Source organism: Ramlibacter alkalitolerans (genome assembly GCF_016722765.1).
Lineage (GTDB): Bacteria > Pseudomonadota > Gammaproteobacteria > Burkholderiales > Burkholderiaceae_C > Ramlibacter > Ramlibacter alkalitolerans.
In genome coordinates this window covers 121,445-134,741 of sequence record NZ_JAEQND010000003.1, presented here as the reverse complement: position 1 = coordinate 134,741, position 13,297 = coordinate 121,445, and the positions used below count along the sequence as shown (strand labels likewise).

Annotated in this window: 16 protein-coding genes; 10 read left to right on the top strand and 6 right to left on the bottom strand. The window is 69.1% G+C overall.

Annotated elements, in window-relative coordinates; all coding sequences use genetic code 11:
- Positions 1–57: 57 nt before the first annotated feature.
- A complete protein-coding gene (locus tag JI746_RS05985) occupies positions 58–642 on the bottom strand; it encodes a TetR/AcrR family transcriptional regulator (protein ID WP_201687898.1) in 585 nt (194 codons plus the stop codon).
- A 78-nt stretch (positions 643–720) separates the two neighbouring features.
- Between JI746_RS05985 and JI746_RS05980 the strand changes: the two genes are divergently transcribed.
- From JI746_RS05980 to JI746_RS05955, 6 genes are all read left to right on the top strand, one after another.
- Positions 721–1,539, top strand: coding sequence for a metal-dependent hydrolase (locus JI746_RS05980; protein WP_201687897.1), 819 nt, complete (start codon positions 721–723; stop codon positions 1,537–1,539).
- Positions 1,540–1,570: 31 nt separating this feature from the next.
- A complete protein-coding gene (locus JI746_RS05975) occupies positions 1,571–3,004 on the top strand; it encodes an aldehyde dehydrogenase family protein (protein WP_201687896.1) in 1,434 nt (477 codons plus the stop codon).
- Between the two features lie 217 nt (positions 3,005–3,221).
- On the top strand, positions 3,222–4,211 hold the full coding sequence (locus JI746_RS05970) for a CsgG/HfaB family protein (RefSeq protein ID WP_201687895.1): 990 nt from the start codon (positions 3,222–3,224) through the stop codon (positions 4,209–4,211).
- Complete coding sequence (locus JI746_RS05965) at positions 4,208–4,546, top strand: hypothetical protein (protein WP_201687894.1); 339 nt, start codon at positions 4,208–4,210, stop codon at positions 4,544–4,546. Before JI746_RS05970 ends, JI746_RS05965 begins: the two co-directional genes overlap by 4 nt.
- Complete coding sequence (locus tag JI746_RS05960; protein ID WP_201687893.1) at positions 4,546–4,905, top strand: DUF4810 domain-containing protein; 360 nt, start codon at positions 4,546–4,548, stop codon at positions 4,903–4,905. Before JI746_RS05965 ends, JI746_RS05960 begins: the two co-directional genes overlap by 1 nt.
- Positions 4,902–5,534: a DUF799 domain-containing protein gene (locus JI746_RS05955; protein WP_201687892.1), complete on the top strand. Its 633-nt coding sequence runs from the start codon at positions 4,902–4,904 to the stop codon at positions 5,532–5,534. The genes JI746_RS05960 and JI746_RS05955 overlap by 4 nt, the downstream gene beginning before the upstream one ends.
- 21 nt (positions 5,535–5,555) lie before the next feature.
- Here the strand turns inward: JI746_RS05955 and JI746_RS05950 are convergent, their stop codons facing one another.
- From JI746_RS05950 to JI746_RS05940, 3 genes are read right to left on the bottom strand one after another with little or no spacing between them, the layout of a single operon-like run.
- Positions 5,556–6,173, bottom strand: coding sequence for a hypothetical protein (locus tag JI746_RS05950; protein ID WP_201687891.1), 618 nt, complete (start codon positions 6,171–6,173; stop codon positions 5,556–5,558).
- On the bottom strand, positions 6,173–7,342 hold the full coding sequence (locus tag JI746_RS05945) for a M48 family metallopeptidase (protein WP_201687890.1): 1,170 nt from the start codon (positions 7,340–7,342) through the stop codon (positions 6,173–6,175). The genes JI746_RS05950 and JI746_RS05945 overlap by 1 nt, the downstream gene beginning before the upstream one ends.
- Positions 7,339–8,049, bottom strand: coding sequence for a hypothetical protein (locus JI746_RS05940; protein WP_201687889.1), 711 nt, complete (start codon positions 8,047–8,049; stop codon positions 7,339–7,341). Before JI746_RS05940 ends, JI746_RS05945 begins: the two co-directional genes overlap by 4 nt.
- A gap of 246 nt (positions 8,050–8,295) precedes the next feature.
- Between JI746_RS05940 and moaA the strand changes: the two genes are divergently transcribed.
- From moaA to JI746_RS05920, 4 genes are all read left to right on the top strand, one after another.
- Positions 8,296–9,411 (top strand): GTP 3',8-cyclase MoaA, encoded by a 1,116-nt coding sequence (gene moaA, locus JI746_RS05935; protein ID WP_201687888.1) that lies wholly within the window; start codon positions 8,296–8,298, stop codon positions 9,409–9,411.
- Between the two features lie 44 nt (positions 9,412–9,455).
- Positions 9,456–10,073, top strand: coding sequence for a molybdenum cofactor guanylyltransferase MobA (gene mobA / locus JI746_RS05930; protein WP_201687887.1), 618 nt, complete (start codon positions 9,456–9,458; stop codon positions 10,071–10,073).
- Complete coding sequence (gene moeA, locus JI746_RS05925; RefSeq protein ID WP_330892953.1) at positions 10,070–11,338, top strand: molybdopterin molybdotransferase MoeA; 1,269 nt, start codon at positions 10,070–10,072, stop codon at positions 11,336–11,338. The genes mobA and moeA overlap by 4 nt, the downstream gene beginning before the upstream one ends.
- A gap of 112 nt (positions 11,339–11,450) precedes the next feature.
- A complete protein-coding gene (locus tag JI746_RS05920) occupies positions 11,451–11,837 on the top strand; it encodes a hypothetical protein (RefSeq protein ID WP_201687886.1) in 387 nt (128 codons plus the stop codon).
- Here the strand turns inward: JI746_RS05920 and JI746_RS05915 are convergent.
- Together JI746_RS05915 and JI746_RS05910 are read right to left on the bottom strand one after the other, a co-directional pair.
- Positions 11,834–12,919, bottom strand: a complete 1,086-nt coding sequence (locus JI746_RS05915) for a WD40/YVTN/BNR-like repeat-containing protein (protein WP_201687885.1) — start codon at positions 12,917–12,919, stop codon at positions 11,834–11,836. The two genes, JI746_RS05920 and JI746_RS05915, sit on opposite strands and share 4 nt — an antisense overlap.
- Before the next feature lies 1 nt (position 12,920).
- A complete protein-coding gene (locus tag JI746_RS05910) occupies positions 12,921–13,190 on the bottom strand; it encodes a MoaD/ThiS family protein (RefSeq protein ID WP_201687884.1) in 270 nt (89 codons plus the stop codon).
- Positions 13,191–13,297: the final 107 nt, after the last annotated feature.

Sequence of the window (13,297 nt, the reverse complement as noted above, 5' to 3'; positions counted from 1 at the left end):
GCCTTTTTCATGGGGGAGCGTCGCTCAAATCCGCGTCACCGCCAAGCCACCACCCGCTCACACGCGCGTCACCGCCTTGAGCAGCCGCGTCGCCGTCGCCGTCAGCACCGGCAGTTCATCGAGCTTGCCGTCCTCGATCGCCTGCAACACCAGTTCGTGCATGCCGCCGATGACGGCGATCGCGATCTCCGGCGTCATGCTCGCATGCGGCGCCGTGCCCGCGTTCACGAGCTGCATCAGGAACTCGGCGATCTCGCGGTGCATCGCGCGGCGCACCTCCAGGCCCTCGGGTCCCAGGCCGAGGATCTCCACGAACAGCGTGCGCAGCAGCAGCGGGTTGCTCGCCAAGCACTCGAGGTAGGCCCGGATGGCGCGCTCCACCTGCTCCTCCCAGCCGAGCCCCGGGTCGATCGCCTCGCGCAGCACGCCGAGCGCGTTGCGGCTGGCGGCCTCGTAGAGCGCGATCAGGCATTCGGCCTTGTCGCGGAAGTGCTCGTAGAAGGTGCGGCGCGAAACGCTCGCCTCCCGCACGACGTCGGCGATCGTCGTGTCGGCGTAGCCCTTCACCGCCACGGCCGCGGCCATGCCGCGCAACAGGCGGCCGCGGTGTTCCTGCGAAGTTGACAGTGCCCAGTCCTGCATGGGAAAATTTGGTACTGAATCGTACCGCGAGCCGGACACCTCACGACGGATCGCAGCGCGTTTTTGCACAGCTCCATCATGACCGATCTCGTCGTCCGCCGCCTCCTCGTCGACCTGCAGGCGCCCATCGCCCGCCACTGGTGCGCGGGCGATGCCTTTCGCACCGCACTGTTCAACGCGCTCTCCATGAGCTTTCCCGTCGGCGAGCAGTTCTTCATGGATTCGGTGCGCAACGGCTTCAAGGCCCTGCCGCCGCAGCAGCAGGAGAAATTCCGCGCGGAGGTGCAGGGTTTCGTCGGCCAGGAGGCTACGCACCGCCGGCTGCACTCCCTCTACAACGCGCACCTGGAAAAGCTCGGGCTGGTCAACGACTGGGAAGCCCGCGCCCGCGAGCGGCTGAAGGTGCTGGAAGGCCAGGACGTGCGCCACTGGGTCGCCATCACCGCGGCCAACGAGCACTTCACCGCCATCCTGGCGGACTTCCTGCTGCACCACCCCGACCTGCTGGGCGACCAGGATCCGCGCCTGGCGACGCTCTGGCTGTGGCACAGCGCCGAGGAATCCGAGCACAAGTGCACCGCCTTCGACCTGTACCAGGCGCTGGGCGGGGACCACGCGTGGCGCATCCGCTGGATGAAGCGGATCACCACCATCTTCCTGCTCGATACGCTGCGCCAGACCGTGCTGAACCTGCGCCATGACGGGACGCTGTGGAAGTGGAGCACCTGGCGCAGTGCGGCGAGCTACCTGTTCGGCCAGCGCGGGCTGGTGCGCCTGACGTACCGGCCATGGCGGGAATACTTCCGGCGCGACTTCCATCCGCGCCAGCAGGATTCCGGGGCGTCCCGGCGCTGGCTGGCGGACCACGCGGACCAGTACGTCCCCGTCCGGACCTGAGGGCGATCACGCCTTGGCGCAAAATCGCGCCATGCAGTTCCATTTCATTGCCAATGCCCCGGTGCGCGCGTCTTCCGAGCGCACCCTGCCGGTCATCGACCCCTCCGACGGCCAGCCCTACGACACGATCCAGCGCGGCACGCCGGAAGACATCGCCGCCGCCGTCGATGCGGCGCGCCAGTGCTTCGAAGGCCCCTGGCGGAAATTGAGCGCCGCCGAACGCGGGCGCCTGATGATGCGCCTGTCGCTCAAGGTTTCCGAGCACGTCGACGAACTGGCGGCGATCGAGCAGCGCGATTGCGGCAAGCCGACGAAGCAGGCCCGGGCCGACGCGGTGGCGCTGGCGCGCTACTTCGAGTTCTACGCGGGTGCCTGCGACAAGCTGCACGGCGAGACCCTGCCCTACCAGGAGGGCTACACCGTGCTCACGTGGCGCGAGCCGCACGGCGTCACGGGCCACGTGATTCCGTGGAACTACCCGATGCAGATCTTCGGCCGCAGCGTCGGCGGCGCGCTCGCCGCGGGCAACTGCTGCGTGGTCAAGCCGTCCGAAGACGCCTGCCTGTCGCTGATCCGCGTGGCGCAGCTGGCCGCCGAAGTCGGCTTCCCGCCCGGCGCCATCAACATCGTGACCGGCTACGGCCACGAGGTGGGCGACGCGCTGGCGCGCCATCCGGGCATCGACCACATCAGCTTCACCGGCAGTCCCAGCGTGGGAACGATCATCCAGCAGGCGGCGGCCGAGCGGCACTGCCCCGTGACGCTGGAGCTGGGAGGCAAGAGCCCGCAGATCGTCTTCGCCGATGCCGACCTGGATGCGGCGCTGCCGGTCGTGATCAACGCGATCGTGCAGAACGCGGGCCAGACCTGCTCCGCCGGCTCGCGCCTGCTGGTGGAACAAGGCCTCTACGAGCCGCTGCTGGAGCGCCTGGCCGAGGCCTTCACGCAGCTGCGGGTCGGCCCGGCGGCGATGGACCTCGACGTCGGTCCGCTGATCCGCGCGACGCAGCAGCAGCGCGTGTGGGACTTCCTCTCCGACGCGCAGCACGCCGGCATCCCGGTCGTGGCGCAGGGCAGCGTCGTGGACGAAGCGCCCGAATCCGGCTTCTACCAGGCACCGACGCTGCTGCGCGACGTGCCGGTCACGCACCGGCTGGCGCAGGAGGAAGTGTTCGGCCCCGTGCTGGCGGCCATGAGCTTTCGCGACGAGGACCACGCGGTGGAACTCGCCAACGCGACGCACTTCGGCCTGGTGGCGGGCATCTGGACGCGTGACGGCGCGCGCCAGCTGCGCATGGCGCGCCGGGTGAGGAGCGGCCAGGTCTTCATCAACAACTACGGCGCCGGCGGCGGCGTGGAGCTGCCCTTCGGCGGCGTGAAGTCCTCGGGGTACGGGCGCGAGAAGGGCTTCGAGGCGCTGCAGGGATTCACGACGCTGAAGACGGTGGCGATCAAGCACGGGTGAAGGGGGTCAGCGCGCTCTTGCGCGTCACCGCCGCGAAGGCGGGGGCCCAGAAAGGCAAAGCGGCCCGCGGGCCGCTTTGTTCATGCACGAACGCTTCGGGAGTGCAGTGTCGGCCTTCGCCAACGGTATGGCCTTCCTCGCCACAATCACTAGGAATTGCCTTCCCCAGCGTAAGTAGATGTGTCAGCATTCCTCCAATAGAGAAATTGGAGGGGCGATGATCAAATCCAGACGAGCGTCGCGGCGGCTCGTGGCCGTGGCACTTGCGGCTGCATCAACGGGCTGTGCCGTGCAGACGCCACCGATCACGCCCAAGGAGCCCGCGCCGGCGCTGGCGGTGCAACGGGCGGCGCAGCAGTCTTACGCATCGCAGCCACCTGTTTCCCCCGTCCTGAAGCGCAAGATCGCTTTGGGCCGCATCACGAACGAAACCAACTACGGTCGGTCGCTCCTGCGCGACCAGCATGGCGACCCGCTGGGCAAACAGGTGTCCGATCTCCTGAGCAAGGCGCTCAGTGAATCCGGTGCGTACCTCGTGTTCGAGCGGCCAGACATCGGCAGGCTCCGCGACGAGGCCCAACTGACGGGGGACGCACAAGCGCTGATCGGTGTGAACCTGCTGGTGATCGGGTCGCTCACGGAGTTCGGGCGCAAGACCGTCGGCGAATCCGGCTTCGTCTCCGCGAGCAAGAAGCAAGTGGCGTTTGCGAAAGTGGATCTTCGCCTCGTCGACGTGCAGACGGCGCAGATCGTGTTCGCCACTTCCGGCGCAGGTGAAGCCTCGACAGAAACCGCTTCCACTTTCGGCTTCGGCTCTCAGGCAGGCTACGACGGTACGCTCAACGACACGGCCATCCGCCAGGCCGTGGCCGATGCCACCAGTCGGCTCACCACCGCATTGGCGTCGCAGCCCTGGCAAACATACATCCTGAAGGCGGAACCGAACCGGGTGTTCCTCGGAGGCGGCAAGACACAGGGCATCCGCGAGGGGATGCAGTTCGAGGTCTTCACGCAGGGGGAACAGGTCAAGTCGCCGCAGACGGGCGCTGTCGTCACCCTGCCCGGCCGACGGGTCGCCGATCTCCGAATCGACGGTCTCTTCGGCAATACTGAACTGGACGAAGGATCCGTCGCGAGCATCGTCTCCGGCTCGCTGGCGGGTTACAAGCTCGAGCAGTTGGTGGTTCGCCATGGAGGTGCACGATGAGGAAACACCTGCCCGGCGTGCTCGCCGCCGCACTCATCGCCTGTATTCAGCTGGTTGGCTGCGTGCAGATGCCGACGGAAAAGGCGGGCATCCCGGATGTGCGGCCGCAGATTTCCTTTCGTCTGATCGACGAATCGGTCCGATCCGCGCATATCTTCATCGACGGCATCCACATGGGCACGGCGGCCGATTACATGGATGGGGTCGCCGCCCTGCGCCTGCTGCCTGGAACTCACATGCTCAAGGTGACATTCATGGGTGCCACCCTCATGGAGGAAAAGTTCTATGTAGGCGACGGCGTTCAGCGCACGTTCACGGTCAACAGGGAGTTCTGATGAAGTATCTGGTCATTGCGGCCGCCGTCGCCCTTCTCTCGGGTTGCGCGGCCCGCGGGCTCTACAACTGGGGCGGGTACGACGACGCACTCTACGCGAGCTACAAGGATCCGACCAAAGCCGAGGCCCTGCGAACGAAGCTGGAGACGCACATCGCCGCCATGGAAAGTGCAGGCCAGAAGGTAGCTCCAGGGCTGTATGCCGAACTGGGCACGCTCTACTTCCAGGCCGGAGCGAAGTCACGCGCCGCGGAGTTCTACGCGAAGGAGCAGAAGGCCTGGCCTGAAAGCAGCCAGCTCATGACCGCCCTCATCAACAACATACAGCGTACGGCCGCGACCGAGGCAGAGAAGAAATGAAATCTGCAGCCATCCTTGCCTTCTGCCTGCTCCTGGTGGGCTGCGCGGCTCCGGTCAAGAAGGACATGTCCGCCTTCATCGCAGCCGCGCCGCGCTCCGTGCTCGTCGTGCCGACGATCAACAAGTCGCTCGACGTCGATGCTCCGAATTACGTTCTCGCCGCGCTGCCGGTGCCGGTGGCCGAAAAGGGCTTCTATGTGTTCCCTGTGAATACGACCAAGTTCGTGCTGGAACAGGAAGGCTATTACGAGGGAGAGCGGATTCACCAAGAACCGACGCCCGTGCTCGCGAAGCTCTTCGGTGCTGACGCAGTCCTCTATGTGACGATCAACCGCTGGGACGCGCAGTTCGCGCTGCTGACGACCGTCGTCACCGTCGACTTCGACTACCGGATGGTGGCGAAGGACGGCACGGAGCTGTGGAATGAAAAGAAGAAGCTCCAGTACTCGCCGCAGAACAACAATTCCGGTGGCAGCCCGATGGTCGCCCTTGTCAGCGCAGTGGTGAGTGCTGCGATCACCCGGGCGGCGCCGAACTACATGCCCCTGACAAAGCGGGCCAATCAGGAAGTCTTTCTGCTCAGCCCGAACGCGATTCCGAACGGGCCCTATCGCAAGACGGCTCAGTAGCAGGAGGCCGAAGACCTGGCATCAGGACGACGTGCCCGCCCGCACCCGTGCCGACTTCACGACCTCCTCCGCCTTCGGCAGCAGCCGGTCGTAGAACGACAGCCGCGGCGCCACGAAGGTTGCGGCGTAGAGCTCTTCGCCCCACAGCGGGTCCGGGCGCACCGAGACCCAGCCCACGCCGCGCAGCTGCAGGTCGTCGGAGCGGCGCGCCAGCGAGAACTCGAAGCGCACGCCCTGATGGCCTGCGAACAGCGTCGGTTCCATCTTGGTGATGCTCACCGTGCCGGCCGTGGCATACACCTCCTCGAACAGGCTCACCAGCTTTTCCGGCGTGAGGCCGGTGCGGAAGGTGGGGACGCGCGGCTCCTTGGCATCCACCGCCCGCGAGTAGGTCGCCCATTTGGTCAGCAGCGGCTGCCCGGGCCGCACGGCGCCCCACAGGCGCAGGTGGTCCAGCGGGATCCCTTCCTGCGTCCAGCTCTCGTAAGGCGGCTGCTCGGAGCGGTCCACCACCCGGTTCCAGGCGCCCGGCACGGTGACGACCAGGCGTTCGTTGACGACCTGCTCGCCCTCCACCTTGGTCATCGAGGTGCAGGCCGCCAGCAGCAGGGCGAGCAGCAGGGCCGACAGAAGCTTCATCACTTCAACTCCGTGAGGTAGGAGCGCACCATCGCCGCATCGCCGGCCTGCGGCGCCATCGCGAGGTAGCTCTGGAAGGCCTTGGCCGCGGCCACGGGATCGTTGCGCTGCTTGTGCAGCAGGCCCAGCGAACGGAAGGCCTCGGCCGGCGCGGTGGCGAGCCGGCTCGCGCGGTCCAGGTCGGCCAGCGCACGCTCGGCGTCGCCGCCCTCCTCGCGCAGGCGGTAGACCTCGCCGCGCGCGTACAGCGCCTCGGCGTCCTTGGCATCGCGGGCCACCATGCGGTCGAACAGGATCAGGCTTTCCTCGTACTGGCCGCGCTTGACCTCGTCCTGCAGCCAGCCCAGGCGCAGCGGCGCGATCGCCTTGCGGTAGCGTGCCTCGCCCTTGTCGCCGCCGCCGGCGCCGGCCAGCTCCAGCAGTTCGTCGCGGCGGCCGGCGCTGGTCGGGTGGGTGTCGAAGATGTCGCCGCTCTTGCCGGCGTCCTTGCCGCCGGTGACCTTCATTTCCTGCAGCAGGTTGTCCCAGACGTTGGCGGCTTCGCGGCCGTCGTAGCCCACGTGCTTCATCAGGCGCACGCCGATGCGGTCGGCGCGCCCTTCGTGCTCGCGCGAGAAGGCCAGCAGGCTCGCCGCCAGGCCGATCTGCCCGACGAAGGTGCCGACGCCGCCCACCAGGCCGACGATCGTGCTGAGCACCGCGTGCTCCTTCTGGGCGCGCAGCTGTTCGACGGTGTGGCGCTCCATGTAGTGGCCCAGCTCGTGTCCCAGCACGGCGGCGAGCTGCGCCTCGTTCTCGGCGCGCAGCATGAGGCCGCTCCACACGACCATCATGCCGTTGGGCGCCATCCAGGCGTTGAAGTGCGGGATGCGCACCGGGTACACGCGCACGTCCGGGCAGAAGTCGCCGGCCAGCTTGCACACCAGGTCCTGCAGGTAATCGCGGAAGGCCTTGTCGTGGATCGTGAGCGGGCTGCGCCGGATGCGCTGCTCCTCGCGGTCCATGAGGCCCCACAGGCCCCCTTCGTCGGTGTCGGCCGCCGGGCGGCCGAAGCGCTGCGGCACCCGGATGCTGGAGAGGTCCTGCGCGATGGCGGACAGTCCGCCCAGCGCAGACAGGCCGACGCAGTGGCGGCAGGCGGAACGGAGGAAGGCGCGGCGATCGTTCATTTCAGCACCGGAAAGTCTTTCAGCAGCGACTCGACCGTCTCGCGGGCCGGAGCCGGCTCGCGCAGGTCGCCGCTCCAGCGGTCGATCTCGTTGAACCACACGACGCGGCCCGTGTTCAGGTCGACCAGCGAGGCGTGGCCGACCTGCTCGCCGCCGAGGCTGATCGCCCCGATCAGGGCCAGCGCCATCATGGCCGCCTTGCGTTCGCCGCTGGCGTAGGTGTCGCGCACCCAGGTGAACAGGGCGTAGTCGGCGCCGGTGCGCTCCTTCAGGGGCTTCACGGCGTCGCCGAGCGACCAGTCCAGCTGGCCGCCCTTGGTCTGAAGCTTCATGTCGCCGTTGCGGTGGTGCATGGCGATGGCACTGGCCACCGCGCGCTCCAGGCTGAGGATCTCGGCCATCTCGTCCGCCGCGGGGAGGTCGAGGCGGGACACCTCGGGGCCGAGCAGCTTGCCCTGGCCGTCCAGTGCCTGCACGAAGTTCTTCTGGGCGGCCTCGGTCCAGTCGGCGCGGGGCTCGATCACGCCGCCGGCGCTGATCGAGTACAGCTCCATGTCGGCGGGCACGACCACGAGCTTCGAGCCCGCGGCGCGGGTGGAAAAACCGGGTGCCAGGTGCTTGGACGCGTCGTCGGCCCAGGCGGCGCCGGCCAGCAGCAGTGTCGCTGCGAGGAGCGGTCGGGTGATGCGGGTCAGCCAATGGGGCATGTGGTACTCCTGCCTCTGATGCGGGCGGGAACCCGAGAAAACCCGCACCGGAAAACTACGACAGGTGCGACTGTATGCAGCGCGCGCGCGGGGTCCAGTGCCCATCGGCCGTCCGGCGCAAAACTGCCCAGCCTCGGCCAGTTTTCACACGCCCGTGCCGTTTCGGTCACAAGGGTTTTCGCGCAGGCGCGCAGTGAGGGAAACCGGGGAGTTCGTCGGGTATGCGCCCAGCCTCACAATGGGGGCATGGCTGAACGCGTGATCCCGCTGGTCGATCAGCGCCTGGTGGCGCTGCGTGCGGTACTGCCGGCGCGCCCGGTTCCTGCCACCGGGCTGGTGGCCGATGCGCGCGGGCGGCCCCTGCGGGACCTGCGCATCAGCGTCACCGACCGCTGCAACTTCCGCTGCAGCTACTGCATGCCCAAGGAGGTGTTCGACAAGAACTACCAGTACCTGCCGCATGCCTCCCTGCTGAGCTTCGAGGAGATCACGCGCGTCGCCCGCCAGTTCCTCGCCCACGGCGTGCGCAAGATCCGCCTCACCGGCGGCGAGCCGCTGCTGCGCAAGAACATCGAGATCCTGGTCTCGCAACTCGCCGGCCTGCGCACGGTGGAAGGCACGCCGCCCGAACTGACGCTGACCACCAACGGCTCGCTGCTGGCGCGCAAGGCCCGCTCCCTCAAGGAAGCCGGCCTGCAGCGCGTGACGGTGAGCCTCGATGGCCTGGACGATGCGGTGTTCCGCCGCATGAACGACGTCGACTTCCCCGTCGCCGAGGTGCTGGAAGGCATTGCCGCCGCCCGCGAGGCCGGCCTCGGGCCGATCAAGGTGAACATGGTCGTCAAGCGTGGCACCAACGAGCACGAGATCCTGCCGATGGCGCGCCACTTCCGCGGCACCGGCATCGTGCTGCGCTTCATCGAATACATGGACGTCGGCGCCACCAACGGCTGGCGCATGGACGAAGTGATGCCTTCGGCCGAGGTCCGCGCCCGGCTCGCGGCGGAGTTCCCGCTCGCGCAGCTCGAGGCCAGTGCCCCCGGCGAGACGGCCGAGCGCTGGGGCTACGCCGACGGCGCCGGCGAGGTCGGCTTCATCAGCAGCGTGACGCAGGCCTTCTGCGGCGACTGCAACCGCGCGCGCCTGTCCACCGAGGGCAAGGTGTACCTGTGCCTGTTCGCCGGCAACGGCTACGACCTGCGCTCCCTGCTGCGCGGCGGCGCGACGGACGAGGAACTCGCCTCCGCGATCGGCCACATCTGGCAGGGCCGCGACGACCACTACTCCGAACTGCGCGGCACCATGGCCGCCGATACCGGCAGCGGCGGGCGGCGGGTCGAAATGAGCTACATCGGCGGCTGACCGCCCCGGACTCGCCCGTGCAGCCGGCGAGTAACATCGCCGCCATGATCGACAAGAACGACATCACCGGCCTGATCCTCGCCGGGGGCCGCGGCTCGCGGATGGGCGGCGTCGACAAGGGCCTGCAGACCTTCCGGGGCATGCCGCTCGCGCTGCACACCATGCTGCGCCTGGCGCCCCAGGTGGGCGGGATCATGATCAACGCCAACCGCAACCTCTCCGCGTACGAATCCTTCGGCGTGCCGGTCTGGCCGGACGGTATCGGCGACTACGCCGGCCCCCTGGCGGGCTTTCTCACCGGCCTGGAGCGCTGCGAGACCTCCTGGCTCGTGACGGTGCCCTGCGACACGCCCCTGTTCCCGCAGGACCTCGTCGCGCGCCTGGCCGAAGCGCTGGACCGCGAGGACGCCGACATCGCCATGGCGGCAGCGCGCGAGGAGGACGGCGCCGCCGTGCGCACGCAGCCGGTGTTCTCGCTGCTGCGGGTGGAGCTGATGGAAGACCTGGTGCAGTTCACGCAGGGCGGCGGTCGCAAGATCGACGCCTGGACCGGCCAGCACAGGACGATCGTCGTGCCCTTCGACCGCGCGGGGGACGACCCCTCGGCCTTCTTCAACGCGAACACCTTGACCGAGCTGCACCGGCTCGAGCAGTCCCCGTGACCCTGTCGATCGAGCAGATCGCGGCGCAGCTGCAAGGCTACGACCCGCGGGCGCTGAGCGCGGAAGCGGTCGGGGAATTCCTCGCCCACCTGGTCGCGCCGGTGGCGCAAACGGCCAAGGTCGGCGTGTTCGATGCGCTCGGGCGCGTGCTGGCGCGCGACCTCGTCTCGCCGATCAGCGTGCCGCCGCACGACAACTCCGCGATGGATGGCTTCGCCTTCGCGGGCAGCCAGCTCGGCGCCGGGGCGCTGCAGCTGCAGGTCGTGGGCACTGCGCTGGCCGGCAAGGCGTGGCAGGGCCAGGCCGGCCCCGGCGAGTGCGTCAAGATCATGACCGGCGCGATCATGCCGGCGGGACTCGACACCGTCGTGCCGCAGGAGTTCACGAAGACGCTCGCCGACGGCCGCATCGAGGTGCCGGCGGGCCTGCTGCAGCCGGGCGACAACCGGCGCTGCAAGGGCGAGGACCTGATGCAGGGCCGGCCGGCGCTGGCCGCCGGCGACCGCATCGGCCCGGCCGCCTGCGGGCTCGTCGCGAGCCTCGGCATCGCCGAAGTCGAAGTGTTCCGGCGCCTGCGCGTGGCCTACTTCTCCACCGGCGACGAGATCTTGAGCCTGGGCGAGCCGACGCGCGAGGGCGCGGTGTACGACAGCAATCGCTACACCGTGCACGGGCTGCTCACGCGAATGGGCTGCGAGGTGATCGACCTCGGCGTCGTTCGCGACGAGCCGGCGCTGCTGGAGCAGGCCTTCCGCGACGCGGCGGCGCGCGCCGACGCGATCATCACCAGCGGCGGCGTGAGCGTCGGCGAGGCCGACTTCACCAAGGCCATGATGAAGAAGCTGGGCGACGTCGCGTTCTGGAGGATCGCCATGCGCCCCGGGCGTCCGATGGCGGTCGGGCGCATCGGCGACGCCGTGCTGTTCGGGCTTCCGGGCAACCCCGTGGCGGTGATGGTCACCTTCCTCGCCTTCGTGCGCCCTGCCCTGCTGCGCATGATGGGCGCGCGGGTCGCCGCACCCGTCTACCTGAAGGCGCGCAGCGCCGAGGCGATGCGCAAGAAGCCGGGACGCACCGAGTACCAGCGCGGCATCGTCGCGGCCGCCGCCGACGGCACGCTGCAGGTGCGGACCACCGGCAACCAGGGCTCGGGCGTGCTCAGCTCCATGGTGCAGGCCAACGGCCTCATCGTGCTGCACCACGCACAGGGCAACGTGGCGGCGGGCGATCCCGTCGACGTGATGATGTTCGAAGGCGCCCTCTAGCGCCTGGGCCTGGCTGCCGGCCCTTCGGGTTTGTCCGGCCCTCTCCTCCGTTCGGGGGATGGCCTCCGCGTGCGTTTCCGCGTTACTGTAACGATCTGTGTCGACGGATACCATGCTGAAAAGAACGCTCTGGGCTGCCCTCGCGCTCGTCGCCCTGTGCGGCGCGGCCTTCGCCGGCTTCGGCAACGGCGCTCCCCCGGAGGAAGTGGCGCGGGAATCCCTCGACCTCCTGAAGGTGATGGGGCACCGCAGTTCCACCGCCCACACCTATATCGGCACCTGCGTGACCGCGATCGCCTCGGCCAAGCGCCTGGAAGCGCGCAAGGGCTCGAGCAAGTCCGTCCACGTGCTGTGGGAGCACGCGGCCAGCCGCTGCCGCGGCATGGCCAACACCGTGTGCGACCTCTCGGCGGTCGAGGCGCCGCGCGACGCCTGCAACCGGATCCGCGCCTTCGCCCCGCTCGAGCCCGAGGAAGCAGGCGCAGCGCACGTCCACTAGGCGAAGCGCACCGCCGCGATCGGCGGCAGGTCGCGCGAGAGGCACTCCCAGCGAGCACCCCCATCCTCGCTGACCCAGAGACCGCCGGTGGTCGAGCCCATGGCCAGCGTCTCGCCGTCGTCGGCGCAGGCCAGCGCATGGCGGTAGACGAGGTGATAGGCGTGGCGCGCCGGCAGCCCCTCGGCGTGGGTGCGGAAGCTGGCGCCGCCGTCGCGCGTCTCGTTGACCACCATGCGCCCGTCCACGGGCATGCGCTGCTGGTCGGAATGCGCGGGGACGAACCACGCGCGCTGGGGGTCGCGCGGATGCGCCGCCACCGCGAAGCCGAACGCGCTCGGCGCCGGCGTGCCGAGCGACTGCCAGCTGCGCCCCGCATCGCCCGAGCGGTAGATGCCGCCGTGGTGCTGGGCCCACAGCACGTCGGGCTGCCCGGCGCAGGCGGCGATGCGGTGGACGTCCTGGATGTTGCCGTCGTAGCGGCGCTCCGGTGGCATGTACGCCCCGGCGTCGAAGCCCTCCGAGGTATTCGCCCAGGTGCCCCCCGCGTCGTGCGTCTGCCACACGCCGCCGCAGGAAACCGCGAGCGTCAAGTGGCCGGCATCGCGCGGGTCGAGCACGATCGAGTGGATGCCCGCGTGGTCGTAGCCGCCGCCGAACCACTCGCGCCGCTCCGGCCGCATCCAGAGGCTTTCGACCAGGCGCCAGCTGCCGCCCTGGTCCTCCGACACGAACAGGCCCGCCGGGATGGCACCGGCCCACAGCCGCCCGCCGCCGGCTTCGAGGCTCCACACCAGGTCGACGGTCCACGGCGTGGGATCGTCCTGCAGCGGCCCTTCGGCCGGCTTGGGAGGAAAGGCGGGCGCGGCGACGTCTTGCCAGCTCGCGCCTGCGTCCACGCTCCGCTTGACCTTGACGCCGAAGTGGCCGAGACGCAGGGCGGCATAGCAGGCGCCATCGGCGCGGTCGACCACGACCTGGGTGACGGGTTCGCCGGGGAACTGGGGCTGCCCCAGGCGCCAGCCGTCCGCCGCGCGGCGGACGGTGAACAGGCCCTTGCGGGTCGCGACGTGGATGTCCTGCATGTCAGCCTCCGGTGAGCGCCTGTATCACCATCACCCGGTCCTGCGCCGCGACGGCCTGCGCCAGTGCCGTCTCGCGCGGCAGCATGTCGCCGTTGAGGAACACGGCCACGTGCTTGCGCACCGCTCCTTGCTCGTCGAGCACGTAGGCCTTCAGCGCCGGCGCCGCACGGAACGCGGCCTCCAGCGCCGCGCCGAGGGTCTGCGCCTGCACCTGCTGGCGCGGGCAGTCCACGTGGCGCGTCAGCGCGGGGGCGAATTCGACGGTCGGCATGGCGCGGCGATTGCACACCGGGCGTCGGGTGGCGTCAACTGGTGGGGACGGATACGGACAACCGAACGCAAAAGCCGCGAAATTACGCAAAAGCCGCAAAAAAGACA

Coding starts and splice junctions, on each gene's coding strand:
- JI746_RS05985 (WP_201687898.1), bottom strand. CDS start 642: ATGCAGGACTGGGCACTGTCAACTTCGCAGGAACACCGCGGCCGCCTG.
- JI746_RS05980 (WP_201687897.1), top strand. CDS start 721: ATGACCGATCTCGTCGTCCGCCGCCTCCTCGTCGACCTGCAGGCGCCC.
- JI746_RS05975 (WP_201687896.1), top strand. CDS start 1,571: ATGCAGTTCCATTTCATTGCCAATGCCCCGGTGCGCGCGTCTTCCGAG.
- JI746_RS05970 (WP_201687895.1), top strand. CDS start 3,222: ATGATCAAATCCAGACGAGCGTCGCGGCGGCTCGTGGCCGTGGCACTT.
- JI746_RS05965 (WP_201687894.1), top strand. CDS start 4,208: ATGAGGAAACACCTGCCCGGCGTGCTCGCCGCCGCACTCATCGCCTGT.
- JI746_RS05960 (WP_201687893.1), top strand. CDS start 4,546: ATGAAGTATCTGGTCATTGCGGCCGCCGTCGCCCTTCTCTCGGGTTGC.
- JI746_RS05955 (WP_201687892.1), top strand. CDS start 4,902: ATGAAATCTGCAGCCATCCTTGCCTTCTGCCTGCTCCTGGTGGGCTGC.
- JI746_RS05950 (WP_201687891.1), bottom strand. CDS start 6,173: ATGAAGCTTCTGTCGGCCCTGCTGCTCGCCCTGCTGCTGGCGGCCTGC.
- JI746_RS05945 (WP_201687890.1), bottom strand. CDS start 7,342: ATGAACGATCGCCGCGCCTTCCTCCGTTCCGCCTGCCGCCACTGCGTC.
- JI746_RS05940 (WP_201687889.1), bottom strand. CDS start 8,049: ATGCCCCATTGGCTGACCCGCATCACCCGACCGCTCCTCGCAGCGACA.
- moaA (WP_201687888.1), top strand. CDS start 8,296: ATGGCTGAACGCGTGATCCCGCTGGTCGATCAGCGCCTGGTGGCGCTG.
- mobA (WP_201687887.1), top strand. CDS start 9,456: ATGATCGACAAGAACGACATCACCGGCCTGATCCTCGCCGGGGGCCGC.
- JI746_RS05920 (WP_201687886.1), top strand. CDS start 11,451: ATGCTGAAAAGAACGCTCTGGGCTGCCCTCGCGCTCGTCGCCCTGTGC.
- JI746_RS05915 (WP_201687885.1), bottom strand. CDS start 12,919: ATGCAGGACATCCACGTCGCGACCCGCAAGGGCCTGTTCACCGTCCGC.
- JI746_RS05910 (WP_201687884.1), bottom strand. CDS start 13,190: ATGCCGACCGTCGAATTCGCCCCCGCGCTGACGCGCCACGTGGACTGC.